Annotated in this window: 22 protein-coding genes; 14 read left to right on the top strand and 8 right to left on the bottom strand. The window is 51.1% G+C overall.

The window, feature by feature from the left end; translation table 11 throughout:
• Window positions 1–35: 35 nt before the first annotated feature.
• From rep to EL143_RS07755, 3 genes are all read left to right on the top strand, one after another.
• Window positions 36–2,042, top strand: coding sequence for a DNA helicase Rep (gene rep, locus EL143_RS07765; RefSeq protein ID WP_085416006.1), 2,007 nt, complete (start codon window positions 36–38; stop codon window positions 2,040–2,042).
• A gap of 162 nt (window positions 2,043–2,204) precedes the next feature.
• Complete coding sequence (ygfZ, locus tag EL143_RS07760) at window positions 2,205–3,059, top strand: CAF17-like 4Fe-4S cluster assembly/insertion protein YgfZ (protein WP_085415986.1); 855 nt, start codon at window positions 2,205–2,207, stop codon at window positions 3,057–3,059.
• A gap of 31 nt (window positions 3,060–3,090) precedes the next feature.
• The gene (locus EL143_RS07755) at window positions 3,091–3,594 is read left to right on the top strand and encodes a PaaI family thioesterase (RefSeq protein ID WP_085415988.1); all 504 of its coding nucleotides are present in this window, start codon (window positions 3,091–3,093) and stop codon (window positions 3,592–3,594) included.
• 50 nt (window positions 3,595–3,644) lie between these two features.
• On the opposite strand, the gene EL143_RS07750 is transcribed toward EL143_RS07755, so the two are convergent.
• Window positions 3,645–4,520, bottom strand: coding sequence for a chorismate mutase (locus EL143_RS07750; protein WP_085415990.1), 876 nt, complete (start codon window positions 4,518–4,520; stop codon window positions 3,645–3,647).
• 113 nt (window positions 4,521–4,633) lie between these two features.
• Between EL143_RS07750 and EL143_RS07745 the strand changes: the two genes are divergently transcribed.
• The 5 genes from EL143_RS07745 (at window position 4,634) to EL143_RS07725 (ending at window position 11,944) form a co-directional block, all read left to right on the top strand.
• Window positions 4,634–6,730 (top strand): AsmA family protein, encoded by a 2,097-nt coding sequence (locus EL143_RS07745; RefSeq protein ID WP_085415992.1) that lies wholly within the window; start codon window positions 4,634–4,636, stop codon window positions 6,728–6,730.
• 229 nt (window positions 6,731–6,959) lie between these two features.
• Window positions 6,960–10,388: a transcription-repair coupling factor gene (mfd, locus tag EL143_RS07740; protein ID WP_126326698.1), complete on the top strand. Its 3,429-nt coding sequence runs from the start codon at window positions 6,960–6,962 to the stop codon at window positions 10,386–10,388.
• Between the two features lie 92 nt (window positions 10,389–10,480).
• Entirely contained in the window at window positions 10,481–11,128 is a 648-nt protein-coding gene (locus EL143_RS07735; RefSeq protein ID WP_085415995.1) for a hypothetical protein, read from the top strand.
• Between the two features lie 18 nt (window positions 11,129–11,146).
• Window positions 11,147–11,335 (top strand): hypothetical protein, encoded by a 189-nt coding sequence (locus tag EL143_RS07730; protein WP_126326696.1) that lies wholly within the window; start codon window positions 11,147–11,149, stop codon window positions 11,333–11,335.
• Between the two features lie 87 nt (window positions 11,336–11,422).
• Complete coding sequence (locus EL143_RS07725) at window positions 11,423–11,944, top strand: REP-associated tyrosine transposase (protein ID WP_126326694.1); 522 nt, start codon at window positions 11,423–11,425, stop codon at window positions 11,942–11,944.
• Between the two features lie 112 nt (window positions 11,945–12,056).
• On the opposite strand, the gene EL143_RS07720 is transcribed toward EL143_RS07725, so the two are convergent.
• Entirely contained in the window at window positions 12,057–12,845 is a 789-nt protein-coding gene (locus EL143_RS07720; RefSeq protein WP_211276030.1) for a hypothetical protein, read from the bottom strand.
• Window positions 12,846–12,897: 52 nt separating this feature from the next.
• Between EL143_RS07720 and EL143_RS07715 the strand changes: the two genes are divergently transcribed.
• Window positions 12,898–13,704 carry an integrase core domain-containing protein gene (locus tag EL143_RS07715; RefSeq protein WP_126326518.1) on the top strand — a complete coding sequence of 269 codons (807 nt, stop codon included), beginning with the start codon at window positions 12,898–12,900 and terminating at the stop codon, window positions 13,702–13,704.
• Window positions 13,705–13,958: 254 nt separating this feature from the next.
• Here the strand turns inward: EL143_RS07715 and gatB are convergent, their stop codons facing one another.
• From gatB to gatC, 6 genes are all read right to left on the bottom strand, one after another.
• Window positions 13,959–15,386 (bottom strand): Asp-tRNA(Asn)/Glu-tRNA(Gln) amidotransferase subunit GatB, encoded by a 1,428-nt coding sequence (gatB, locus tag EL143_RS07710; protein ID WP_085417509.1) that lies wholly within the window; start codon window positions 15,384–15,386, stop codon window positions 13,959–13,961.
• Window positions 15,387–15,421: 35 nt separating this feature from the next.
• Window positions 15,422–16,078: a zeta toxin family protein gene (locus tag EL143_RS07705; protein ID WP_232001258.1), complete on the bottom strand. Its 657-nt coding sequence runs from the start codon at window positions 16,076–16,078 to the stop codon at window positions 15,422–15,424.
• Window positions 16,014–16,187: a hypothetical protein gene (locus EL143_RS12380; RefSeq protein WP_004285333.1), complete on the bottom strand. Its 174-nt coding sequence runs from the start codon at window positions 16,185–16,187 to the stop codon at window positions 16,014–16,016. The genes EL143_RS07705 and EL143_RS12380 overlap by 65 nt, the downstream gene beginning before the upstream one ends.
• 16 nt (window positions 16,188–16,203) lie before the next feature.
• The gene (locus EL143_RS07700) at window positions 16,204–16,992 is read right to left on the bottom strand and encodes a DpnI domain-containing protein (protein ID WP_085417508.1); all 789 of its coding nucleotides are present in this window, start codon (window positions 16,990–16,992) and stop codon (window positions 16,204–16,206) included.
• Window positions 16,993–17,027: 35 nt separating this feature from the next.
• Window positions 17,028–18,482, bottom strand: coding sequence for an Asp-tRNA(Asn)/Glu-tRNA(Gln) amidotransferase subunit GatA (gene gatA / locus EL143_RS07695; protein WP_085417507.1), 1,455 nt, complete (start codon window positions 18,480–18,482; stop codon window positions 17,028–17,030).
• A gap of 94 nt (window positions 18,483–18,576) precedes the next feature.
• Entirely contained in the window at window positions 18,577–18,867 is a 291-nt protein-coding gene (gatC, locus tag EL143_RS07690) for an Asp-tRNA(Asn)/Glu-tRNA(Gln) amidotransferase subunit GatC (RefSeq protein ID WP_054618858.1), read from the bottom strand.
• 241 nt (window positions 18,868–19,108) lie between these two features.
• Here gatC and EL143_RS07685 point away from each other — a divergent pair, with 241 nt between their 5' ends.
• The 5 genes from EL143_RS07685 to rodA are packed head-to-tail and all read left to right on the top strand — an operon-like array spanning window position 19,109 to window position 24,745.
• Window positions 19,109–20,137 (top strand): rod shape-determining protein, encoded by a 1,029-nt coding sequence (locus EL143_RS07685; protein WP_085417506.1) that lies wholly within the window; start codon window positions 19,109–19,111, stop codon window positions 20,135–20,137.
• A 33-nt stretch (window positions 20,138–20,170) separates the two neighbouring features.
• Entirely contained in the window at window positions 20,171–21,037 is an 867-nt protein-coding gene (gene mreC, locus EL143_RS07680; protein WP_085417505.1) for a rod shape-determining protein MreC, read from the top strand.
• A complete protein-coding gene (mreD, locus tag EL143_RS07675) occupies window positions 21,034–21,531 on the top strand; it encodes a rod shape-determining protein MreD (protein ID WP_085417504.1) in 498 nt (165 codons plus the stop codon). Before mreC ends, mreD begins: the two co-directional genes overlap by 4 nt.
• The gene (gene mrdA, locus EL143_RS07670) at window positions 21,528–23,567 is read left to right on the top strand and encodes a penicillin-binding protein 2 (protein ID WP_085417503.1); all 2,040 of its coding nucleotides are present in this window, start codon (window positions 21,528–21,530) and stop codon (window positions 23,565–23,567) included. The genes mreD and mrdA overlap by 4 nt, the downstream gene beginning before the upstream one ends.
• Window positions 23,564–24,745, top strand: a complete 1,182-nt coding sequence (gene rodA, locus EL143_RS07665; RefSeq protein ID WP_085417502.1) for a rod shape-determining protein RodA — start codon at window positions 23,564–23,566, stop codon at window positions 24,743–24,745. The genes mrdA and rodA overlap by 4 nt, the downstream gene beginning before the upstream one ends.
• Window positions 24,746–24,747 lie beyond the last annotated feature (2 nt).

Genomic DNA, 24,747 nt, shown 5'->3' with positions numbered 1-24,747 from the left:
TAATTTCCGCCGCATTTCTTCCTGATGACCGCTCTATGAAACTCAACCCCCAGCAACAACAAGCCGTGCAATATCTCGGCGGCCCGCTGCTCGTTTTGGCAGGTGCAGGCAGCGGTAAAACCGGTGTGATTACCCAGAAAATCAAATACCTGATTATCCAAGTAAATTATCCCGCCCACCACATCGCCGCCATCACGTTTACCAACAAAGCCGCCAAAGAAATGCAGGAGCGTGTGGGCAAAATGCTGCCGAAAAGCCAAACGCGCGGCCTGACCATCTGTACTTTCCACTCGCTCGGTATGCGCATTTTGCGTGAAGAAGCCGCCAACATCGGCTACAAGAAAAACTTTTCCATTCTCGACGGCACCGACAGTGCCAAAATCATCAACGAGCTGCTCGGCAGCACCGGCAAAGAGGCGGTGTTTAAAGCCCAGCACCAAATTTCCCTGTGGAAAAACGATTTGAAAACGCCCGAAGAGATTCTTCAGACGGCCTCCAACGAGTGGGAAAGCCAAATGGCGAAAGTGTATGCCGGCTATCAGGCCACGCTGGAAAGCTATCAGGCCGTCGATTTCGACGACTTAATCCGCCTGCCCGCCGTGCTGTTGCAGCAAAACAGCGAAGTGCGCCACAAATGGCAAAACCGCCTGCGCTATTTGCTGGTAGACGAATGCCAAGACACCAACGCCTGCCAATACACCTTGATGAAGCTGCTCACCGGCGCGGAAGGCATGTTTACTGCCGTGGGCGACGACGACCAATCCATCTACGCATGGCGCGGCGCGAACATGGAAAACCTGCGCCAAATGCAGGAAGATTATCCGCAAATGAAGGTAATCAAGCTGGAGCAAAACTACCGCTCCACCGCGCGGATATTAAAAGTGGCCAATAAGGTGATTGAAAACAACCCCAAGCTGTTTAAAAAAACCCTGTGGTCGCAGTTCGGCATGGGCGAACACATCAAAATCGTCGCCTGCCAGCACGAGCAGCACGAAGCCGAATGGGTGGTGAGCCAAATCGTGAAACAAAAACTGGTGGGCGGCGACAAAACCCGATACGCTGATTTCGCCGTCCTCTACCGCGGCAACCATCAGGCGCGGGTGTTTGAAGAAGCCTTGCGCAGCGCACGCGTGCCTTACCAGCTTTCAGGCGGCCAGAGTTTTTTTGATAAGGCCGAAATCAAAGACGTATTGTCCTACATCCGCCTGCTCGCCAACCCCAACGACGACCCCGCCTTTTTACGCGCCGTTACCACGCCCAAACGCGGCATCGGCGAAGCCACGCTCGGCAAACTCAACGCCTATGCCCACAGCCATGAATGCAGCCTGTATGAAGCGGCGTTAAACCCCGAAGCACAGGCCGTCTTAAACGCACAAAACCGCGAGCACCTGCAACAATTCATGGCCTTGATGGAAGATTACCGCGCCCGTGCCGAACACGACGACGCGGGCGAACTCATCAACAACCTGCTGGCCGACATCGCCTACGAAGCCCATCTGCTCGGCAGCGAAGAAGGCAAAGCCGGCGAAATCAAATGGCGCAACGTTACCGACCTCACCGACTGGCTGGCGCGCAAAGGCGGGCAAGACGGCAAAAACATCATCGAAATCGCCCAAACCATCGCCCTGATGACTTTGCTCGAAGGCAAAAACGAAGAAGAAACAGATGCGGTCAAACTTTCCACCCTGCACGCCTCCAAAGGTCTGGAATATCCGTATGTGTTTCTCGTAGGCTGCGAAGAAGGGATGCTGCCCCACGCCGACAGTATCGAAGAGAGCAACGTCGAGGAAGAGCGGCGCTTGATGTATGTAGGCATCACCCGTGCCAAACGCCAGCTCACGCTCACCCACTGTGTGAAGCGCAAACGGCAAGGCACATGGCAGTTTCCCGACCCCAGCCGCTTTATCGACGAAATGCCGCAGGAAGATTTGAAAATCCTCGGCAGAAAAGGCGGCGAACCGATTGTGAGTAAAGAGGAAGGCAAGAGCAATCTGGCCGGTTTGCGTGCAATGCTGACAGAGAAATCGCAGAACCGGAAGTAACAGGTAACAAAATCGAAACATGCCTGGCAAAACGGATCAAACAATGCCTGTCTGAAAGCTTTTTCAGACAGGCATAATTATTCATAAAATCTCTGGATTTTAAGTGTTGCAGCAACAATATATAGCGCTACAATACATACCCTGCATCAATAAGGAATCCTCATGCAAAGTACACTCCCTTTTTTCGGCGTTGTCCGCGTCAGCGGTGAAGACCGCGCCGTTTTCCTTCACAACCAGCTCTCCAACCATATTGAAGGCCTGTCTGAAAACCAAGCCTGTTATGCCACCTACAACACGCCCAAAGGCCGCGTGATTGCCAATATGCTGGTTGTCAACCGCGGTGAAGACATCTTATTGCTGATGGCTGCCGATCTGGTAGAAAAAACCGTCAAGCGCCTGCGGATGTTTGTGTTGCGCGCCAAAGTCGTGTTTGAAACCCTGCCCGATTTTGCCGTGGCTGCCGAACTTGCCGACAGCACACCACAGCCCGCTTCGGAACCGCAGCTTACCTTTGCCGCGCCTGCCGAAAACGGCATCAGCCGCATCAACCTGCCGCACGGCGGCGCGATGTTGGTCGGCCAAGCAGATTTATTGCCCGTTTACGATGCGGCAGCCGAAAACGCTTGGAATCTGCATGAAATTCAAAGCGGCTACCCGTGGATCAGCGAAGCCACCACCGAAACCTGTGTGGCGCAAATGCTCAACCAGCACATTATCGGCGGCGTCCACTTCAAAAAAGGCTGTTATCCGGGTCAGGAAATCATTGCACGCGCGCAATACCGCGGCCAAGTGAAGCGCGGTTTGGCCGTTTTAGCAGCCGACGTACAGGAAACCGCCGGCATCGGTGTGCTGCTGGAAGGCGAAGATGCGGGCATCATCATCAACACTGCGAAAACCGGGCAAGGCAGCCTGAATCTGGCCGTTATCAAACACAGTGCGGCGGGCAAAACGCTGGTTGATGCCGCCAACAATGTTTTACAGCAAACCCGCCAGTTTTTTGAAGCGGCAACAGATTAAACCCGACATCAAATCCTGTTAAAAACATACTATGATACAGATAAGAAGGCGGTTCAAATCTGCCGCCACTACGCGGAAAATCCTCAATTTGTGGCCGCCGCTTTTGTTCAGCGGCATCCACATCACTGAATTGTCGGAAGATTTCCGCCACATCAAAAGCCGCCTGCGTGATTGGCCGAGCACGCGCAACCTGCACGGCGCACAGTTCGGCGGCAGCCTGTTTGCGCTCACCGATGCCGTGTATGCCGTAATGTTCAACGGGCTGATCGGCAACAAATATTTTGTGTGGGACAAATCCGCGCACATTGATTTCATCAAACCCGGCCGCGGCGAAGTGTATATCGACTGCACCATAACCGATGAAATGCTGGCCGATGTGTACGAACACACCAAAAACGGTGAAAAATATCTGCCTGAGTATGAAGTGCGCATTTTCGATAAAAACGGCGACACCGTTGCCATCGCCAAACGCACCCTGTATATCCGGCTGAAACCGAGTTTCCGCCCTAAAGCGGAATCACAACCCCCCGCATAAAACAATGCCTGTCTGAAAACTTTTTCAGACAGGCATTTCACTTTTCCAAATCAAAGCGAACTGATTACCGCATTCGCCCCGGCCGCCACCGCCAGCCGGTATAAAACCTCCTGCGGCATGCCGTTGTGCCACAGCCCCGAGATATTGGCCAACACAGGCAGGTGGCTCAAACCGCGCACGCGCGCCACCGCATCCACATCCAAGCGGTGCGGATAATCCGGCTCAAAACTAAGTGTGCCCGCTTCGCCCAAAATAATCTGGTGGTTGCCCTTCAGCGCCACCCGTTCGGCGGCAACCAGCCATTCATTGTAAAGATGGTGTTTGTCTTTGCAGAGCACCAAAGGCGTGTTCAGCCTGCCCACTTCATCCTGCAACATGCGGTTGGCCATCAGCTCGCCGCCCAGATAAAGAATATCGGCCTCATGCACCAAAGCCGCCTCAATCTGGCGCACATCACGGATACGCACCAACACGGGCTGCCCCCTGCCGTGGCAGCTTTGCAGCGCTTCGCGCATTTGTGCAATCTGCTCTTTTTCATTAAACCGAACGGTATCCGCATACGGCGTGTCGGGCACGGAAAACGGGTCGATATACGCGGCATCCGCAGTTGGGCGCGCATTGGGTTCCGTTGTGATATTGAGCACTTTCTCCGCGCCGAACGCCACGCCGCGCACCGAAATCACGCTGTCTTGCGCCTGCGTTTCACGGCTGATGATGCGCCAGTCGTTCAGCACCCTGATGGCACGTTCCACCTGCGGCAACCGCTCCAATTCGTTCGGCTGAAACACCCGCTCGTCTCCCACCGCACCAATAATCGTGCGCTCCTCGCCTTCCGACACATGCTCCGCCAGCCCGCGCGAGCGGATAAACGCCACCACTTCCGCCACCGATTGCGGCAAAGCATGTTTCTGCATCACAATAATCATAAATCTTCTCCGAAAGCACTTGGCCGCATGTTAGCAATTTTTTAAATAATCCGCCATTTTTCAGACAGGCATTTGTTATATACTTACCGCTTCGTCACCTCATCCTAAATTCAATGGTTTCCCGCCTAAAATCAGGCAAATTCTGGCTCAAACTGCTCGCATTCGGCAGCATGGCCTTATCCGTCACCGTGGCAGGTCTGTATATCGCGCTCCATCAAGCGGTATTCAGCCCCGAGCGTTTGCATCAAGCGGGAGCAAGCGCATTGGCCGGCACCGGCAGAACCCTGCGCTTCGACAAAAACATCGGCCGCACCTGGTTTCCCCGCCCCACCGTTACCCTCAACAACGTTACCCTTTCCGGCACCGGCCACACACAAAACGTACACTTGGGCCAAATGCGCATCGGGCTGGCCTGGTCTTCACTGCTGGGCAACCCCAGCATCGAAAAATGGGTTATCAACGGCGCCGACATCACATTGGAGCAAAACAGCGAAGGCAAATGGAATCTGCAAGAGCTTTGGCAAAACCGGAAAAAATCCGGGATTAGTGTCAACCGCCTGATTGTCGAAAACGCGCGCCTGCACATCCTTACCCCGGCCAGACAGCACCACCTCTCTGAAATCAATCTCAAGTTCACCAGCAACGGCAGCCAAAGCCACAGCTTTACCATCAATGGCAAAGCCGACAATGCCCATCTGAAAAACCTCCGCTGGGAAGGCAGCGGCACCGCCCTTGCCGCGCCGAACGGTTGGCGGCTGCCTGATTTGCGCATTGCTGCCTTTGCCGAATACCGCGGTAACCCCGTCAATCTCACCGCCGCAGGAGGCGCACAATGGCACGACCGCGCCCTCAGCCTCAACAAAATCACCGCCAATCTGCACAGCCCGCTTTACCAAACCCACATCAGCGCATCCATACCCGCCGCCGAGTGGAAAAACGGTCTCTTTCATGCCGGCGCCATCGACAGCATCATCAACGCCCGCCGCTACGAAACCGAGTGGAGCGGCGCATTCAACATCAACAATTTACAACTCTCGCCTTCGCAAATCGACGCAGGCCGGGCCACCTTAAGCGCAGGCGGCACCACCCACGGCAAAACCGCCACCCTCAACATCAGTTCGCCCGTTTCATGGCAAGCCGCACAAGGCTGGCAACTGCCCGATTTAAAAATCACCACCCGCCAAGACCAAGCCCAAACCGACGGCGGGCCGCGGTTTATCAGCACACTTTCCGGCAACCTGAGCGGCAGCCCCGAAGGCAACTGGCAACTTTTCCTGAGCGGCCTGTTCGACCGGCAACGCGCCAGCCTGAAAGCCGCCTACACCCGGGAAAACCGCACACTGCAAGCAGAAGCCGGCCTCAACAAACTGGCTTTCGCCCCCTATCTCAAAGAGCTGCAAAACGAAAGCCGCTTCAGCTACCCGCGGTTTCTCACCGGCTCCGACCGCATACAGATCAACGCCCTGCTGCTGCTGGATAACCTTCAGCTGCCCAATTTGGAAGTGAACCGCATCAAAACGCGCCTGCAGGCCGACAACAGCAATATCACCTTATCCGATTTCAGCGCAGAGCTTTACGGCGGCACCACCACGGGCAGCCTCCATATCGAAAACAAAGACACCCTGTCCTACCATCTCCAACAGCAAACCAAAGGCATCCAAGTGCTGCCGCTGATGCGCGACCTATTGCGCTACAACAGCCTGGCAGGCACCGGCGACGTATCGTTCGACTTCACCACCAAAGGCAAAAACCGCCGCGAGCTTACCCAAAATCTCAACGGCAAGCTCAACCTCAAGCTGCAAAAAGGCGCTTGGATCGGCATCGACATCAACAACATCCTCAAACAAGCCGCGTTCGACCAAACCGAAAGCGAAAACAAAAGCACGCCTTTCAACAGCTTCACCCTCAACAGCCTGATACAAAACGGCGTCGGCAGCCACCAAAACGCCGAGCTGGTCACTGACCGCTTCTACATCCTCAGCAGCGGCAGCCTCGACTTAAGCAAACTGCTGATGAATGAAAACATGCTCATCAGCACCACCAACGGCGAAGCCGCGCAAATCCCGCTCAACATCAGCGGCCCGGTCGACAACCCTTCCGTAACCCTCAATTACAGCGGCCTGACCCGCGGCCTGAACACCCCCCAAGAAAAACAAAAAGCCCTCGCCGACACCTTGCGCGAACAATTCAACCTATTCAGCCAACCCTAAAACACCGGCACATCACAATGCCTGTCTGAAAGTGTTTCAGACAGGCATTGCGGTATATAACCGAACAACCAAAATACCCGTCATGCTCGGGCTTGACCCGAGCATCTTAAATATATAGTTAATCAACTTAACAACAGCTTATCAAATCCCTTTTGCTGCTAAAATAACGCCCTATTCCGACAACCCAAGCTGCCTGAACTTTTCCGGCAGCTAAAACCATTTATACATCATGAATTATCCCATCCCCGCCCCCGCCCAAAAATCCCGCTGGCTCGGCCTTTCGCGCGGCAGCCTGCCTTTGATGCTTACCGAATGCCTGCCTGAACAACCTGTAAAAATCATTCTCACGCAAGATGTGGAGCAGGCTTTGCGGCTGCAAACCGCGTGGCAGTTTTTCCGCCCGCAGGATAATGCGGTGTTTCTGCCCGATTGGGAAACGCTGCCCTACGAACGTTTTTCGCCGCATCAGGATTTGGTTTCGGAGCGGCTTTCTGCCTTGTGGCAGCTGAAAAACGGGCAGGCCGACGTGTTGGTGGTGCCGGTGGCCACCGCTATGCAGAAGCTCGCTCCGGTGTCGTTTCTGCTCGGGCGCACGTTTTGGCTGAAAACCGGCCAGACTTTGGATATCGACGCGCTGCGGGAAAACTTGATTGAAGCGGGTTACAGCCATGTTTCCAACGTGATTGCCGCCGGCGAATTTGCAGTGCGCGGCGGTATTTTGGATATTTTTCCGATGGGCGCGGAGTTGCCGTACCGCCTCGATATGTTCGACGATGAAATCGACAGCATCAAAACTTTCGACCCCGACACCCAGCGCACGCTTGCTCCGGTAAGCGAAATCCGCCTGCTGCCCGCGCACGAGTTCCCCACCGATGACGACGCGCAAAAAATCTTCCGCAGCCGTTTCCGCGAAGAAATCGAGGGCGACTATAACGCCGCCGCCGTGTACAAAGCCGTGAGCAACGGCCATTTCGGTGCGGGCGTGGAATATTATCTGCCGCTGTTTTTTGAAAACGAATGCGCCACATTGTTCGACTATATCGGCGAAGAAGCCGTTGTCGTGTGCCTCGGCGACGTACACGCCGAAGCTGCGCGCTTTTGGGCGGACGTGAAAACCCGTTATGCGATGGCGCAGGGCGATGATGCTTACCCGCCTTTGCATCCACAGCATTTGTATCTCAGCGAAGACCAGTTTGCAGGCCGTCTGAAACCTTACGGGCAAATCCTGCCCGACTTCCACGGCAAACAACACGCGCTGCCCGATGTGGCCGTGAACCGCCAATCCGAAACCCCGCTCGCCGCACTGCAAAGTTTTCAGACGGCCTTTAACGGTAAAGTGTTGCTGTGTGCCGAAAGTGCAGGCCGCCGCGAAACCATGCTCGGCTTTATGCAGCAGCACGGCTTGAAAGCGCAAAGTGTGGATGGCTGGCAGTCGTTTTTAGACAGCGATGCGCCGTTGTGCATTACCGTAACGCAGTTGGCTTATGGGTTTCAGTTGCCGTCTGAACAGGCCGACAGCACAGACTTGCCCTATTTTTCAGACGGCCTCGCCGTTATCACCGAATCCGACCTCTACCAATACGTCGCCCGCAGCCGCACCGCACGCCGTAAGAAACACGCCCAAGTTTCAGACGGCCTTTTGCGCGATTTGGCCGAAATCAACATCGGCGATCCCGTGGTACACGAAGAGCACGGCATAGGCCGCTATATGGGCTTGGTCAGCATGGATTTGGGCGAAGGCAGCACCGAAATGATGCTGCTCGAATACGCCAACGAAGCCCAGCTTTATGTGCCCGTGTCGCAGCTGCACCTGATCAGCCGCTATTCCGGCCATGCCTATGAAAACGTGCAACTGCACCGTTTGGGCACTGCTGCGTGGAACAAAGCCAAACGCAAAGCCGCCGAAAAAGCCCGCGACACCGCCGCCGAACTACTCAATCTCTACGCCCAACGTGCCGCACAAGAAGGCTTTAAATTCCAGTTTAACGAATTGGACTACCAAGCCTTTTCAGACGGCTTCGGCTACGAAGAAACCGAAGACCAAGCCGCCGCCATCGCCGCCGTACTCAAAGACCTCACCCAAGGCAAACCGATGGACAGGCTCGTGTGCGGCGATGTCGGCTTCGGCAAAACCGAAGTCGCCCTGCGCGCCGCCTTCGTGGCCGTAATGGGCGGCAAACAAGTGGCCGTGCTCGCCCCCACCACGCTGCTGGTGGAACAACACGCACAAAATTTCAGCGACCGCTTCGCCGATTTTCCCGTTAAAGTCGCCCAGCTTTCCCGCTTCAACAGCAGCAAAGAAACCAAAGCCACGCTCGCCGGCATGGCCGACGGCACAGTCGATATCGTTATCGGTACGCACAAACTTGTGCAAGACGACATCCGATTCAAAAACTTGGGTTTGGTGATTATCGACGAAGAACACCGCTTCGGCGTGCGCCAAAAAGAGCAGCTCAAACGCCTGCGCGCCAACGTCGATATCCTCACCCTTACCGCCACCCCCATTCCGCGCACCCTCAGCATGGCGCTCGAAGGCTTGCGCGATTTCTCGCTCATCACCACCGCGCCCAGCCGCCGTTTGGCCGTTAAAACCTTCGTCAAACCTTTCAGCGAAGCCAGCGTGCGCGAAGCCGTGTTGCGCGAACTCAAACGCGGCGGGCAAGTATTCTTTTTACACAACGAAGTCGAAACCATCGAAAACATGCGCGAACGCCTGCAAGAGTTGCTGCCCGAAGCACGCATCGGCGTTGCCCACGGTCAATTGCGCGAGCGCGAACTCGAACAAGTGATGCGCGACTTCCTGCAACAGCGGTTCAACCTGCTGCTGTGTTCCACCATCATCGAAACCGGCATCGACATCCCCAACGCCAACACCATCATCATCAACCGCGCCGACAAATTCGGCCTTGCCCAACTGCACCAACTGCGCGGGCGCGTCGGCCGCAGCCACCACCAAGCCTACGCCTACCTGCTCACACCCGAATACATCACCAAAGATGCCGAAAAACGCCTCGATGCCATTTCCGCCGCCGACGAACTCGGCGCAGGTTTTACCCTTGCCATGCAGGATTTGGAAATCCGCGGTGCCGGCGAAATCCTCGGCGAAGGGCAAAGCGGCGAAATGATGCAGGTCGGCTTCACCCTCTACACCGAAATGCTCAAACAAGCCGTGCGCGACCTCAAAAAAGGCCGCCAACCCGACCTCGACGCACCGCTGGGCGTAACCACCGAAATCAAACTGCACAGCCCCGCGCTTTTGCCCGAAAGCTATTGCCCCGACATCCACGAACGGCTCGTGCTCTATAAACGCCTCGCCACCTGCGAAACCGAAGGCCAAATCAACAGCGTGCACGAAGAACTCGTCGACCGCTTCGGCCTGCCCGAACAACCTGTGAAAACCCTAATCGAAAGCCACCGCATCCGCCTGATTGCCAAAGAAATGGGCATAGACGCGATCGATGCCACCAGCGACGCCGTTACCCTCACCTTCGGCAAACACCACAACATCGACCCCGCGCAGATTATCCTGCTGATGCAAAGCAACAAAAACTACCGCATGGCCGGTGCGGACAAATTAGGCGTAAGCGCAGTGATGGAAGATGTGGAAACACGGATTCAGACGGTGAAAGCGGTTTTGAAGAAATTGGGGGAGAAGTGAACAATGCCTGTCTGAAAAACTTTTCAGACAGGCATAACCGTAGGTCGGACATCCCTGCCCGCTATCTGTATTTATAAATTTAGGTTTTATAAATGATGAATCAAGAATTTTATAATCAAATTTCACAAGCGTGTTGTTACATTACTGTATTTTTGAATGATGAATTAATTAGTGAGGGAACCGGATTTGCCTTTACTCAGGATGGCCAAATTATGACTGCTGGTCATGTGATAACAGGAAGGATGCCATTAAAGCATGAAGATTATAATGATTCAGCTATCAAAATTTTTGCCAAGTTTCCTGGTAAGTCCTTATTAGAGTGCCGTATATTAATCTGTGGGGTTCATATATTATTTCCAGCCTTTAAAAATCTTATTCAAATTGATCAAGCTATCATAAAACCTATTAACACTCTGGATTTTGATTATCCAATACTGAAAACCATATATGGTGAAATAAAACTAGGAGAAGAGGTTTTGTGTGCAGGATATTCAGATGAATTAGAAATTCCTTTTCAAATTGAAAAGAATTTAAAACCAAATATAGAAAATGTAGATTTATTCTATGATGCAATGAAATTTGGTTATCTATCTGATATGACAGGTCCCATCATTAAACGTGGATATATTTCTAATATAAGACAAATACAATCTTCAGGATCTATCCTTATAGATAAACCTCAATATAATATAGAATTATCATTTAATGTTTTTATGATAGACACATCTATGCATTCTTGAGCAAGCGGAGGACCTATTATGAATAAAGATGGAGAAATAATAGGTATCTTAACGAAAAGAGCAATAACTTCAGTATCTCAAAAAGATGCCCCTACATTAAAAGTACCGTCTGGTTCGACTATTGGCATTAGCTTTGAACCTATTCATATGGCTTGCACCATATTAAATCATGCTCATAATCTAAAATTAATTGATGACGATAACTAAGCGGGCAAGAATGCCCGCCCTACAATTGATGGTTTTGAGATCTGCGGATAAAACACAAAAAAAGAAAAACGTCATGCCCAATTTCCGCTGCCATTATGTGCCGGGCGGTATGTATTTTTCACGGCAAATCTGAACAACTGTTCAAAGAATTACCTCACCCGCTATATCGGCGAATTTCGGGTGGCCTACCGTGAAACGCTGTGGCATTTGCCGTTTGAAACCGTGGCCATCTGCATTTTGCCCGACCACTTCCATTGCATTATGCGCTTGCCCGAACATGACCGTGATTTTTCACGGCGCATTCAAAATCTGAAAATCAACTTCAGCAAACGGTTGCCCGAAGGAATCCGCTCACCCAATACGACCCAATCCAATAAGCGGGAAAGCGGCATTTGGCAAAGCCGTTTCTGGGAACATGCCATCCGAAACGAGCGGGATTTGGAAAACCATATTCATTACATTTATTACAATCCCGTTAAGCACGGCCATGCCGAGCAAGTGTGTGATTGGCCCTATTCTTCGTTTCATCAGGATGTGGCTTCGGGTTTATTCAATGCGGTTTGGGGCAGCAGCATGCCGTCTGAAATTCAAAATTTATATAACGATTAAACCGTAGGGCGGCCATCCCTGCCCGCCCTACTAGTCACAATGCCTGTCTGAAAAACTTTTCAGACAGGCATGTTCGCTCGTTTAAACCTGAAAATACTGCGTTATAGCCAAATCAAAAATAATCTTCCCGCCGCCTGCTTCTGCCGAATACCGCTTCTCTCGCCTCTCTGATACACAGGCGGTTGTAAGTGGCGCGTTGCTGGTGGTTGTTATCAAACACTTTCATATCCATATTAGGCGGATGCGGCACTTGTTCGGCAAAATGGTTTTTCAAGTTTTCCCACCGCTCGCGCCGGAGATGCACTATGGCAAACATATCGGCGGAAATGCTCACGCCCACGCTCAATTGTTGCTGAGATGCCTGCAAACAAAAGCCGGTGTCGGCAAAAAGGCAGCAGTCAGATTCGTCCGTATAGCGGAACACTTCGATTTTTACCGCATCCGGCTCGGCAAACAAGCCTGCAAACATGCGTTCAAACAAAGAAGGCTGCATTACCCCGTCGCTAAGCATGCCGTAAAGATTAGCCAGCCAACGCGTATAGCCTTCGGGAGAAAAGGCAAAGGTATTCAAGATGCGTGCCAAACGCGGCTGCGGCCTTTGCTCAATCAGCTTTACAAACTCCGCGCTCACTTCAGGCAGCTGCGACAACACGGCCTGATGCAAGCTGTGTACAAATAAAATATTGTGATTATTGGGATTTCTAAAAATGCCGAGCAGTTTCAGCTGCAAAATGCGCCATAAAGCCTTCGGCACTTTTTGTCTGCCGCTGCTCACCAACCGCAAAGCATGGCATGCTTCTTCATAGCCGCTTTCATGGCGGCTGAACCAGCTTTCCAAATTGTATTGGCTGCCTCCGCTGCCGCCCACGAACGACAATGTATATAAATTGTTTACTTCCAAATTGTGTAAGAAACTCTAGCGTTGTTTACAGTATTTGAAAGACAATACTGCCATGAACATCCATAAAAACACCCGCCTTACCCCGCACCAACGCCAAGCCGTTTGGCGCGCCTATACGCAGGATAAAATCACCGTTACCTCACTGGCCCGGCAATACCAAGTCAGCAGGGTTACCATTTACCGCATCCTAAAGGCCGCACGGCTGCAGCTGCTCGCACCACAAAACAGCACCAACAACCGTTTCAAACAGGCCAAATACGGAATGAAGCGTTTGGCAAAAGTGGAAAAACACATCGAAGAAAAGCTCAAGAAACAGGCCAAACGCTACAACAAATCCTATCCCGGCGAAATGGTGCATTTCGACACCAAACGACTGCCTTTGTTGCAAAACCAAAAAGCAACCGCCTCAAGAGATTACCTGTTTGTCGCCATTGACGACTATTCCCGCGAACTGTATGCGGCCATTTTGCCCGACCGTACAGCGGCTAGTGCGGCCAAGTTCCTTTTGCGTGATGTGATTGACTGTTGTCCTTATACCATCGAATGCGCCTATTCGGACAACGGCATGGAATACCGTGGCAATGCGTCGCATCCGTTTGCGGTTGCCTGTGTGCAGAACAACATCAACCAGAAGTTTACCCGTATTGCCCGACCGCAGACCAACGGTAAGGCAGAACGGGTAATCCGCACCCTGATGGAAATGTGGCATGACAAAGTTCCGTTTATGGATTCGGAACACAGGCAGAAGGAATTGTGCCGTTTTGTGAATTTTTATAATACGGTTAAGCCGCATAAGGGCTTGAAGGGCGATACGCCTTTTGAGGTTTTACAGGCTTATTTTTCTCAATCTGTTGTGTAAACAACGCGAGGATTTCTTACAAATGATGCCCTTTGGTAACATTGGCCGTAAGTAAGGCATAAGGCTTTTCCTCGCACTCGGGTGGTTCGCAATCACTCAGAATAAACGCTCGTTTCATCATTTCAAACAGCCTGCTGTTAACTTGTTTAAGTGTTGATGATAACCATGTTGTTGAAAACAATACAAGAAAGAAATAACACAATGCCTGTCTGAAAAAAGTTTTTAGACAGGCATTGTGCTAGCAAGCGGCATTATCAAGCCAGTTTCGCTTTCAGCAATTCCTGCACCTGCTGCGGATTGGCTTTGCCTTTGCTGGCTTTCATCACTTGGCCCACCAGCGCATTGAAGGCTTTTTCCTTACCGGCTTTGAATTCTTCCACCGATTTGGCGTTATTTGCCAACACTTCGTCGATAATTTTTTCAATCGCGCCGGTGTCGGTCATCTGTTTCAAACCGTCGCGTTCGATGATGGCTTCGGCATCCAAATCGCTGCCCCACATCGCTTCAAACACCTGTTTGCCGAGTTTGTTACTTAATGTGCCATCGGCGATTTTCGCCACCAATCCGGCCAGGCGGTCGGCCTGAATCGGGCTTTCAGACAGGCTCAAACCTTCTTTGTTCAATGTAGCGGCCAATTCGCCGTTCATCCAGTTCGCTACCAATTTACCTTGTCCGCTGGCTTGGGCGGCGGTTTCAAAGAAAGCGGCTTGAGAGCGGCTGGCGGTTAACAAACGGGCATCGTAGTCGCTCACGCCGAAATCGGCTACGAAACGCTGTGCCATTTCAGACGGCAGCTCAGGCATTTCGTCTTTCGCTTTTTGTAACTGGCCGTCTGAAATCATCACCGGCAATAAATCGGGGTCGGGGAAATAGCGGTAGTCGTGCGCGTCTTCTTTCAGGCGCATCACGCGGGTTTCGCCTTTATCGGGGTCAAACAGCATTGTCGCTTGCTGCACTTTGCCGCCGTCTTCCAAAATCTCAATTTGGCTTTCCACTTCATAATTAATCGCCTGTTCCAAGAAGCGGAAAGAGTTTAAGTTTTTGATTTCACGACGAGTACCGAATTCCTGCTGGCCTTTCGGGCGCACCGATACGTTGGCATCGATACGGAACGAGCCTTCCGCCATATTGCCGTCGCAAATATCCAGCCACGTTACCAAGCCGTGCAAAGCTTTAGCATAAGCCACAGCCTCGGCGGCGGAACGCATTTCCGGTTCGGAAACCACTTCCAGCAGAGGCGTACCGGCGCGGTTGAGGTCGATGCCCGTTGCACCGCTCAAGCCTTCATGCACCGATTTGCCCGCATCTTCTTCCATGTGCGCACGCGTAACATTGATGGTTTTGACTTCGTCGCCCACCACAATCTCCAACTTGCCGTGTTCCACAATCGGCAAATCCAATTGGCTGATTTGATAGCCTTTCGGCAAATCGGGGTAGAAGTAGTTTTTACGGTCGAACACGTTTTTTTGGTTGATTTTCGCATCCAAAGCCAAACCGAGCTTGATAGCCTTTTCCACCACCTCGCGGTTCATCACCGGCAACACGCCCGGCAAAGCACATTCCACCACGCTGGCATGTGCATTCGGCTCGGCACCGAAAGCGGTGGAAGCACCGCTGAAAATTTTGGATTTGGTATTTAATTGGACGTGGATTTCCAGTCCGATTACGGTTTCCCAGGTCATAAAAAATCTTTCAAAATCAAGGAATATTTTAAAATTTAGGTAGATTGGTCGGGTATGAAACCCATATCCAGTAATTCTTGTTTCAACATTGCGCACCACTTAGGCAGTTTGGTTTCCATTTGCATCAGATTTTTATTGTGTAACCAAAAAATAATTTTAGGCTTGTCATCCGAATTATCGTAAATGAAGACCTCGTCACAAAACGGCAAAACTAAAGGCAGATTTGTCCGACTGATTTTATAACGATGCCGTATTGTTTGTTCGTCAATAAAGTGCCCGCCTGCCGCTACACGGGCTGCTACACGCTCTACATTCAACTCCACATCTGCTACACCTACATAATTTAGCCGCACATAAAACCCGCATTGTTTGGCTTTTTTAATTCGCTGTACAATGGAATACCCCGATAAAGTGGATTCCATTGAAAAAGAAATACGCTTCTCTAAAGCAAATTTAAACAGTTTGAGTGCTTCTTTTCCCGCTTCAAAATCTACTGAACGGGGTGCGACTGGATGAATTTGTGCTGCAATATGATCCGAATCAATGATGATTTGAACAGCATCCTGATTAAACGAACGCAATGTGGATTTACCGGCTCCATTCGTGCCACAGTAGAAAACAGCTAAATTATTTGACGGCATATTTAATAACTTTTTCTTTGCCGTCAGGGTAATGACGGATGAGATCGCCATTCTCACGCCGATACACGACAACTTCACGCTGTTTTTTATCTGACATCCATGCGTTGAACACAACATGAAGCTGGCGTTGTTTTTCTAAAAGTTCTTCGCGCTTAGTCATTAGAAACTCCTTTTTATTACCAATCAGGATTATTTGACATTACTTTCCTATACCGTCCTCGGGCAGAAAATTCAATCACATTTTGATCACGCAAAATTTGCAGCTGCTGGCGGATTTTGTCTTTAATGTGGTTGTTTTCAGGAAATTGAATAGACAATTGCTGCTCAAACGCATACACCTGTTTTAACTCAAATTGCTCAGGCAGGTTTTCAATACATCTCATTATTGCCAAGAGCCAGCCCTTACTTTTAGATTGATGCTGCCTTAAAAACAAATTAGCCTGCCATTGCTCGTGTACTTTTTCAGGCTCAATGATTTGCTGCTTGTGAATCAACAGTATCTTGCCGCTTTCAGGTAGTTTGCCGATATCAATTGTGCAACCTACCCATCCTGCTCGTTTGGCAGTTTCAGGTAAAGGTTTGCGGCGGATAATCATATCGGCAGTAATAAAATGCTTGGGAATAAGCATTAATTGCTGTACGGAATAATCTGATTTTCTATACGACAGAAAAAAGAAGTTCGGATTGTCATCAGCCTGAATACGCTCAATCATGGTTTTGTATGCGCCATCATTGATTTTTTTACCTACTGATTTACCGTTCTTGCTTTTCAGTTCAAATTGTTCTTCGCATTGATGGCAAAGAAAATCCTGTACAGGTCGGTTATTTCTTACCTTTTTAATTGGTTTGCAGCCACAATTCGGACAATAAATATTTTCAGCCATCCAATTTTCCGTCAACACACGGGCAATTTGAGATGCACTTTTGTAACCTTCTGCTAACCGGGTATTGAATCGCAAATTCATTTTTCAGACGGCCTTAATTATTCAGGTAGCCCTTTTTAAACACCGGCAGGCATTTTATTGTGCCAATCACTTTCCAACTGCATCTGATGCGCCACGCCCAGCAATTTCGCTTCGGCGAAATAATTGCCAATCAACTGTACGCCAATCGGCAGGCCGTCTGAAGAGAAGCCTGCGGGCAGGGTCATGGCGGGAAGGCCGGCGAGGTTGACGGCGATGGTGTAGATGTCGGAAAGGTACATCTGCACGGGGTCGTTAATGTTGCTGTTCAGTTTGGGCGCGGCGGTGGGTGCGGTAGGTGCGAGGATGATGTCGCATTGCTGTAAGGCCGTCTGAAAATCGTTGGTTACCAAACGGCGCAGTTTTTGGGCTTTGAGGTAGTAGGCGTCGTAATAGCCGTGGCTCAAAACGTAGGTGCCGATCATGATGCGGCGTTTGACTTCGCTGCCGAAGCCTTCGGCGCGGGTGTTGCTGTACATTTCTTCCAAGTCGCCGAATCGGGCGGCGCGGTGGCCGTAGCGTACGCCGTCGTAGCGGGATAGGTTGGTGCTGGCTTCGGCCGAGGTCAAAACATAATATGCGGGGATGGAAAGCTCGGTTTGCGGCAGGCTCACTTCTACCATTTCTGCGCCTTGTACTTTAAGCAGGTCGATGGCCGCTTGAATGGCTTTTTGTACGTCTGCGCTCATGCCTTCGCCGAAGTATTCTTTGGGCAGGCCGACTTTCAAGCCTTTGAGGGGTTGGTTTAAGTTGCGGGTGTAGTCTTCTTTGGCGCGTTCCAAGCTGGTGGAATCGCGTTCGTCGAAGCTTGCCATGGCATTCAGCAGAATGGCGCAGTCTTCGGCGGTTTGCGCCATCGGGCCGGCTTGGTCGAAGCTGGATGCGTAAGCCACCATGCCGAAACGGGATACGATGCCGTAGGTTGGTTTGATGCCGGTAATGCCGCAATGCGAAGCGGGTTGGCGGATGGAGCCGCCGGTGTCGGAGCCTAATGCCGCCGGTGCCAAACGGGCGGCGATAACGGCTGCGGAACCGCCGGAAGAGCCGCCGGGTACGTTTTCTAAATTCCACGGATTTTTAGTGGCGCCGTCAAACGAGGTTTCGTTGGTCGAACCCATCGCGAATTCGTCCATATTGGTGCGGCCGAGCGTTACCATGCCTTCGTTGAGCAGGTTTTGCACGACGGTGGAGGTGTAGGGGGAAACAAAGTTGTCGAGCATTTTGCTGGAACACGCGCTTCTCCAACCTTGTTGGCAGAAGATGTCTTTAAAGGCAATGGGTACGCCGGTGAGGATGCCTGCGTTTCCGGCGGCCAAGCGTTCGTCGGCGGCCTTGGCTTCGGCAAGCGTTAATTCTTTATTCAGGGTGGTGTAGCCGTTGATGGCGGGGTTTCGGGCGTCGATGGCGTTGAGGTATTCTTGCGCCAGCTCGGTGGCGGAAATTTTTTTGGTTTGCAGCAATTCGCTGGCTTGTTTTAAGGTGTATTGGGTCATGGGTATCTGCTTGTCTTGTGTCAGATGTTGCTTAATCTTTTCAGACAGGCATTCTTAAATAGAATATGCCTGTCTGAAAAATATTGAATCCGTTTTATTCTTCAATCACTTGCGGCACGATATACAAGCGGTTGCGCACTTCCGGGGCAACGGCCTGATACTCTGCTGCGTGATCAGTTTCGGTAACCGCATCTTCGCGCAGGCGCAAAGCCACTTCGTGAGGATGAGCCATTGGTTCTACGCCTTCAGTGTCAACAGTTTGCATTTTTTCAACCATGGCAAAAATATCGTTTAATTCTTGCAGATTTTGCGCTTTTTCTTCTTCTGTGAGGCTTAGGCGTGAAAGTTTGGCTATTTTTTCCACATCAGCTAATGTCAAGGCCATTTAAAGTAAATCCTTAAAAATAATAATTAGCAAAATTATCTTCAGTAAGGTATTATTCAGCATAAATAATACGCTTAACCGCGGTGTTCTGAATCAGTCAGGCGCGCGAATTGCAAATTATAAACGAAAACCAGTTGCCCGGCATGGTGTTTTTCAGACAGGCATTACACGATAAAACCTGCAAAAACGCCATGCCTTATCATGTTACCAACATATAACCAAGACAGTAAAAAGGCTTTTCATGTTTGGCTTTTTCAACCGTTTTTTGTCCCATGACCTGGCTATCGATCTGGGTACGGCCAATACGCTTATCTACGCCAAAAACAAAGGTGTGATACTCAACGAACCTTCCATTATCGCGGTTCAGGAAGACGAGCATCACCAAGAATCTACTATTGCCATCGGCACCGAAGCAAAGAAAATGCTGGGCCGCACGCCCGCTTCTATCCGCGTGGTACGCCCGATGAAAGACGGCGTGATTGCCGACTTCGAGCTTACCGGCAAAATGCTTAAACACTTCATCCGCAAAGCCACGGAAGGCCGCCCTTCCCGCGTTATCATTTGCGTACCTTACGGAGCCACACAAGTAGAACGCAAAACCATCGCCGAGTCAGCCAAAGCCGCCGGCGCATCGGATGTTTTCCTGATTGAAGAACCAATGGCCGCTGCTTTGGGCGCAGGCCTGCCTGTAAACGAAGCAGCCGGCTGCATGATTGTCGATATCGGCGGCGGCACAACCGAAATCGGCATTTTGGCTATGAACGAAGTGGTTTACGCCAATTCAATCCGTACTGCCGGCAACGCTTTTGACGAAGCCATCATTCTCTATGCCCGCCGCGAATTCGGAGTCATTATCGGCGATGCCACTGCGGAAAACATCAAACAAACCATCGGAACCGCCTATCCTGTTGAAAATGTGGAAAGCATGATTATTACCGGGCGCAGCATTTCCAAAGGCACGCCACGCACATTTTCAATCAATTCCAATGAAGTATTTGAAGCGCTCAAAGATCCGCTCAACAGAATCATTCAAGCCATTATTACCTCTTTGGAGCTTACCCCGCCGGAACTTGCGTCGGATATTATCGGCCGCGGGTTGGTGCTGGCCGGCGGCGGCGCACTTTTAGGCAATATGGACCGTTTATTGTCGGAAGCCACCGGCCTGCCGGTAATTATTGCGGAAAACCCCTTATGCTGCGTGGCACGGGGAACCGGCTACGCATTGGATTTAATCGGAACCCAACACCCGATTTTGTCGCAAACGAATTAATAAAAATTTTTGATTCCAACTCTGCTGTATATCATGGTTAAACCGTCTTTCAGCTTCGACCGCCCCAAGCGCGTGCCCATAGGCAAGTTTTTCACGCTCTGCCTGACCAGCATCGCGCTTTTAATGCTGGATCAAAAGTTTGAAGCAGTGCAGCATGTGCGCAGCATTGCCGCATCTTTCACTTTCCCTTTACAATGGATTGCCGCCAAACCGGTTGAACTATATGAACACATCAGCCTTCTTGCCCGCTCCCAAACCGAATTAAAAAGCCAAAATCAGGCTTTGCAAACAGAAAATATCAAATTGCAGGCAGCTTCCCACAAAAATCAGGCCTTAGAAAAAGAATTAAACGAATTAAAAAACGTTTTACATTTGAAGCAGCTGAATTTTACCGACTCGGTTGCTGCCGAAGTAGTGTCAAACGGCAGCAATCCGTTTTCCGATTTACTGGTCATCGACAAAGGCAGCGAAAGCGGCATCCGCGTAGGCGATGCCGTGATAGACCGCAACGGTTTGGTTGGGCAAATCACGCAAGCGCGCCGTTACAGCGCAGATTTACGTTTGATATCCGCGAATGAACTGATTGTACCGGTAGCTGTGGCGCGCACAGGTGTTCGCAGTCTGACTTTTGGCAACGGCAACCATGTATCGCTGCGCTATTTTCCTACCGATGCCGATTTACAGGTTGGCGATGTTTTACTCACTTCGGGCATCGACAGCGTTTATCCGGGCGGCATTCCGGTAGCCCGTGTAAAAGAAGCGTCCAAAGCTTCCGGGACGCCTTACTACCAAACCAAGCTCGAAACATCTTCTGCTTTGCAATCCAGCAAATATCTTTTGGTGTTATCCCAAAAACCGACATCTGCTGCCGCTTCTTCCGCCGTAACCGACCAGCCATGAAAAATTTCAGCCAGTCTCCCTCCCACCTGCCCGCAATCCCTGTTGCCGTAGCACTTGCAGGCGCATTACTGCTGGATTTCATACCGCTTCCGGCCGATACTTTTTTCTGGTTGCCGAAATTCAGCGCTTTAGTGTTGATTTTTCTTGCTTTTTACCGCCCCCAAACATTCGGATTAATTACCGCCTTTTTGGTAGGGCTGGCCGTTGATGCGGGCACCGCAACACCATTGGGACAACACGCTCTGGCTTATGTTACAGGCATTTTTTTGCTTCAACTGCCCGGCTTTATAAGCAGGCTCAAAACACCGGCACGCCAGCTTATCGGCGTGTTGGTCATTTTGCTGCTTATCCAAGCCGTATTATTGTTTATCCACGCGGTGGGCCAGCGGCAATTGGTTCATCTTGAAAGCATGCTTGCGCCATTGAGCGGCATGCTGCTTTGGCCTTTAATAGACAAAGTTTTGAAATATTTCTTTAACCGCTTCATGAAATGAAAGAAACAGATACTTCAAAAGCGGCTGAAACACGCGCGCCCAACAAAGATTTCAACCGCCGCCTGGTGGTTGCTTTCTGCGTTATTGTTCTTTCATTTTGCATACTGGCGGCCAATTTCGTTTACCTTCAGGTATTCAAATATGCGGAATATTCCGTTCAAGCGGCTTCAAACCGTATTTCCCTGATTCCCACACCGCCCGTACGCGGCGAAATCGTCGATGCCAACGGTGTGGTTTTGGCACGCAATTATCCTGTATTTTCTCTGGAACTCAGTCCCAAAACCATTGGCAACAAACACATTGATGCCACTATCGAAGCGCTGAAATCCTATGTTGATATTACCGAAGCCGATTTAACCCGCTTCAAGAAATTCCGCTCCGAATTCCGTTCGTATGAAAAAGTGCCGCTCAAGCTTAGATTATCCGTAGATGAAGCTTCGCGCCTGGCCCCACACCTTTCACAGTTTCAAGGAGTGGAAATCAATACCCGTACATTCCGCGAATATCCTTACGGCGCGCTCACCGCCCATTTCTTGGGCTACATCGGCCGCATCAGCGACCGCGACCAGGAAAAGCTCAATGAAAACAACCGCCGCGCACTTTATCGAGGCAGCACGCACATCGGCAAAACAGGCCTGGAAAATTATTATGAAAACCAGCTTCACGGTGCGCCCGGTTACCAACGTGTAGAAAAAGATGCCCACGGCAATATCATGCGCGTTTTAAACAATGAGGAACCTAAAAACGGCCTCACCCTCAAACTGGCCATGGATATCCGCTTGCAGCAAGAAGTTGACCGCATTTTTTCAGACAGGCGTGGCGCTGCCGTTGCCATCGACCCGCAAACCGGCGGCGTGTTGGCTTTCGTATCCAAACCTTCTTTCGATCCCAACCTGTTTATCGACGGCATCGATTCAACCACATGGAAAGCATTGAATGAAGACTGGCAACGCCCGCTGCTAAACCGGGTTACACAAGGCCTCTATCCCCCGGGTTCGACCTTCAAGCCCTTTATGGGCATGGCTTTGCTTGAAAGCGGAAAAATCACGCAAACAACCGTCATCCCCGCGCCCGGAGCGTGGAGTATTCCGGGCAGCCGCCATGTGTTCCGCGATTCCGTGCGCAGAGGGCATGGTTCTGCCAATCTAAGCAAGGCCATCCAAGTTTCATCCGACACTTTTTTCTACCGACTGGGTTATGAAGCGGGCATTGAAAAATTAGGCAAATACTTGGCAGAATTCGGTTTCGGCCAGCAAACCGGCATCGACATCCCAAACGAATACCGCGGCATCCTCCCCTCTCCCGAATGGAAAGAAAAACGCTTTGCCAAGCTGCCTGCCGCCGAGCGCAAATGGAAGCCCGGAGAAATGGTGTCGGTCAGCATCGGACAAGGCTACAACGCGTACACGCCGCTGCAATTGGCGCACGCAACCGCCTCTTTAGCGAACAAAGGCAAAGTATTCCGCCCCCATTTGGTTAAAGAAATTCTGGATTACGGCAAAAAAGAAAAAATTGTGATCGAGCCTGAAGCCAGCAGGGAAATTCCGTTTAAGCAGGAAAATTTCGAATATGTAAAACACGCCATGCAAAAAGTAACACGCCCGGGCGGCACGGCTTGGCGTATCGGCGGCGCGCCTTATCCGCTCGCAGGTAAAACCGGTACGGCGCAAGTTGTACAGATCAAACAAGGGGCGCGCTACAATGCGGCGGCCTTGCGCGAACAACACCGCGACCATGCTTGGTTTATCGGGTTTGCACCGGTGGACGACCCAAAAATCGCTGTCGCTCTGATTCTGGAAAACGGCGGCTGGGGCGCATACGCCGCACCGTTGGTGCGCCAGATAATGGATTATTACCTGTTGAACCTCAACGGGCTGGGCAACCCAACCGGTCAGGCAGCGGCAAATCAAACTCCGCCGCCGGCAATAACCGCATCGGCACCAAACGGCCGAACAGCAACCGCACCACTCGCCCCCCTGCCCGGCTTTCAGACAGGCATTCCGCCGCGAAACCATTCGGGAGCACCGTTACCATGAACACACCGAACAAAACCCATCCTCCCGAAAAATGGCAAACCAAGCTGCAAAAAGTTTTACACATCGTTTGGCAGCCGCTCGACAGCTGGCTGCTCTATGCCATGTTGGCCATTTATATTATGAGCATGTTTTTGCTTTATTCTGCTGACGGGCAAACTTTCGGCCAGCTTGAAAACAAAACATTGCATACCGTAATCGGGTTTATTCTGCTTTGGTTCATTGCCTGGCAGCAACCCAAAACCCTGTCTAAGCTCGCTTTGCCGGTTTATATAGCGGGGGTGTTGATGTTGGTCGGAGTAGAATTGTTCGGCGTAACCGTAAACGGCTCCACCCGTTGGCTGGATTTAGGTTTTACCCGCATACAGCCCTCGGAAATCATGAAAATCGGCCTACCTATGACTATTGCATGGTTTTTACAGCGCTATGAAAACAAACTGCAATGGTTTCATTATGTGATAGCTACCGTAATCACCGCCGTGCCCGTTGTGCTGATTCTCAAACAGCCGGACTTAGGCACCGCCGTATTAATCATGGCATCGGGGCTGTTTGTGATTTTCTTTGCCGGCCTGCCGTGGAAAATCATCTTAATCGCCATAATCGGCTTCGCCGCCTCCTTGCCCCTTATCTGGAATTACGGCTTGCACGATTACCAGCGAACCCGCATCCTCACGCTGCTCGATCCCACCAAAGATCCGCTCGGTGCTGGCTACCACATTTTGCAGTCTATGATTGCCATAGGCTCAGGCGGCATTTGGGGCAAAGGCTGGCTCAACGGTTCGCAAACCCATTTGGACTATATCCCCGAAGCCACCACCGACTTTATTTTCGCCGCCTACGGTGAAGAATTCGGCCTGATAGGCAATCTGCTGCTGCTTTTGGTTTATCTTTTGATACTCGGCCGCGGGCTGTATATTGCCGCGCAGGCAGATTCGCTTTACAGCCGCACCCTGGCAGCCGCATTAACCATGACTTTTTTCTGCTATGCCTTTGTCAACATGGGCATGGTCAGCGGCATTCTGCCCGTAGTGGGCGTACCCTTGCCGCTGGTAAGCTACGGCGGCACCGCCACACTCTCCGTTATGGTGATCCTTGCGATTCTGATGGGCATTTCAAAAGAACGCAAAGATCAGGCTCAAACCCAAACAGAACCCAACAAGGATTTATTTAGGAAACATTAAAA

This window comes from Neisseria canis, from assembly GCF_900636765.1.
In the GTDB taxonomy this organism is placed as follows: Bacteria; Pseudomonadota; Gammaproteobacteria; order Burkholderiales; family Neisseriaceae; genus Neisseria; species Neisseria canis.
This window is presented reverse-complemented; position numbering and strand designations above follow the sequence as displayed.

What these genes read in the sequence shown, in the direction of transcription:
- EL143_RS07750 (WP_085415990.1), bottom strand. Translation starts at nt 4,520, where the DNA reads ATGATTATTGTGATGCAGAAACATGCTTTGCCGCAATCGGTGGCGGAA.
- mreC (WP_085417505.1), top strand. Translation starts at nt 20,171, where the DNA reads ATGGTTAAACCGTCTTTCAGCTTCGACCGCCCCAAGCGCGTGCCCATA.
- EL143_RS12380 (WP_004285333.1), bottom strand. Translation starts at nt 16,187, where the DNA reads ATGACTAAGCGCGAAGAACTTTTAGAAAAACAACGCCAGCTTCATGTT.
- mreD (WP_085417504.1), top strand. Translation starts at nt 21,034, where the DNA reads ATGAAAAATTTCAGCCAGTCTCCCTCCCACCTGCCCGCAATCCCTGTT.
- gatB (WP_085417509.1), bottom strand. Translation starts at nt 15,386, where the DNA reads ATGACCTGGGAAACCGTAATCGGACTGGAAATCCACGTCCAATTAAAT.
- rep (WP_085416006.1), top strand. Translation starts at nt 36, where the DNA reads ATGAAACTCAACCCCCAGCAACAACAAGCCGTGCAATATCTCGGCGGC.
- EL143_RS07715 (WP_126326518.1), top strand. Translation starts at nt 12,898, where the DNA reads ATGAACATCCATAAAAACACCCGCCTTACCCCGCACCAACGCCAAGCC.
- EL143_RS07705 (WP_232001258.1), bottom strand. Translation starts at nt 16,078, where the DNA reads ATGGCGATCTCATCCGTCATTACCCTGACGGCAAAGAAAAAGTTATTA.
- mrdA (WP_085417503.1), top strand. Translation starts at nt 21,528, where the DNA reads ATGAAAGAAACAGATACTTCAAAAGCGGCTGAAACACGCGCGCCCAAC.
- EL143_RS07685 (WP_085417506.1), top strand. Translation starts at nt 19,109, where the DNA reads ATGTTTGGCTTTTTCAACCGTTTTTTGTCCCATGACCTGGCTATCGAT.
- gatA (WP_085417507.1), bottom strand. Translation starts at nt 18,482, where the DNA reads ATGACCCAATACACCTTAAAACAAGCCAGCGAATTGCTGCAAACCAAA.
- gatC (WP_054618858.1), bottom strand. Translation starts at nt 18,867, where the DNA reads ATGGCCTTGACATTAGCTGATGTGGAAAAAATAGCCAAACTTTCACGC.
- rodA (WP_085417502.1), top strand. Translation starts at nt 23,564, where the DNA reads ATGAACACACCGAACAAAACCCATCCTCCCGAAAAATGGCAAACCAAG.
- EL143_RS07755 (WP_085415988.1), top strand. Translation starts at nt 3,091, where the DNA reads ATGATACAGATAAGAAGGCGGTTCAAATCTGCCGCCACTACGCGGAAA.
- mfd (WP_126326698.1), top strand. Translation starts at nt 6,960, where the DNA reads ATGAATTATCCCATCCCCGCCCCCGCCCAAAAATCCCGCTGGCTCGGC.
- EL143_RS07730 (WP_126326696.1), top strand. Translation starts at nt 11,147, where the DNA reads ATGAATAAAGATGGAGAAATAATAGGTATCTTAACGAAAAGAGCAATA.
- EL143_RS07735 (WP_085415995.1), top strand. Translation starts at nt 10,481, where the DNA reads ATGATGAATCAAGAATTTTATAATCAAATTTCACAAGCGTGTTGTTAC.
- EL143_RS07700 (WP_085417508.1), bottom strand. Translation starts at nt 16,992, where the DNA reads ATGAATTTGCGATTCAATACCCGGTTAGCAGAAGGTTACAAAAGTGCA.
- EL143_RS07745 (WP_085415992.1), top strand. Translation starts at nt 4,634, where the DNA reads ATGGTTTCCCGCCTAAAATCAGGCAAATTCTGGCTCAAACTGCTCGCA.
- ygfZ (WP_085415986.1), top strand. Translation starts at nt 2,205, where the DNA reads ATGCAAAGTACACTCCCTTTTTTCGGCGTTGTCCGCGTCAGCGGTGAA.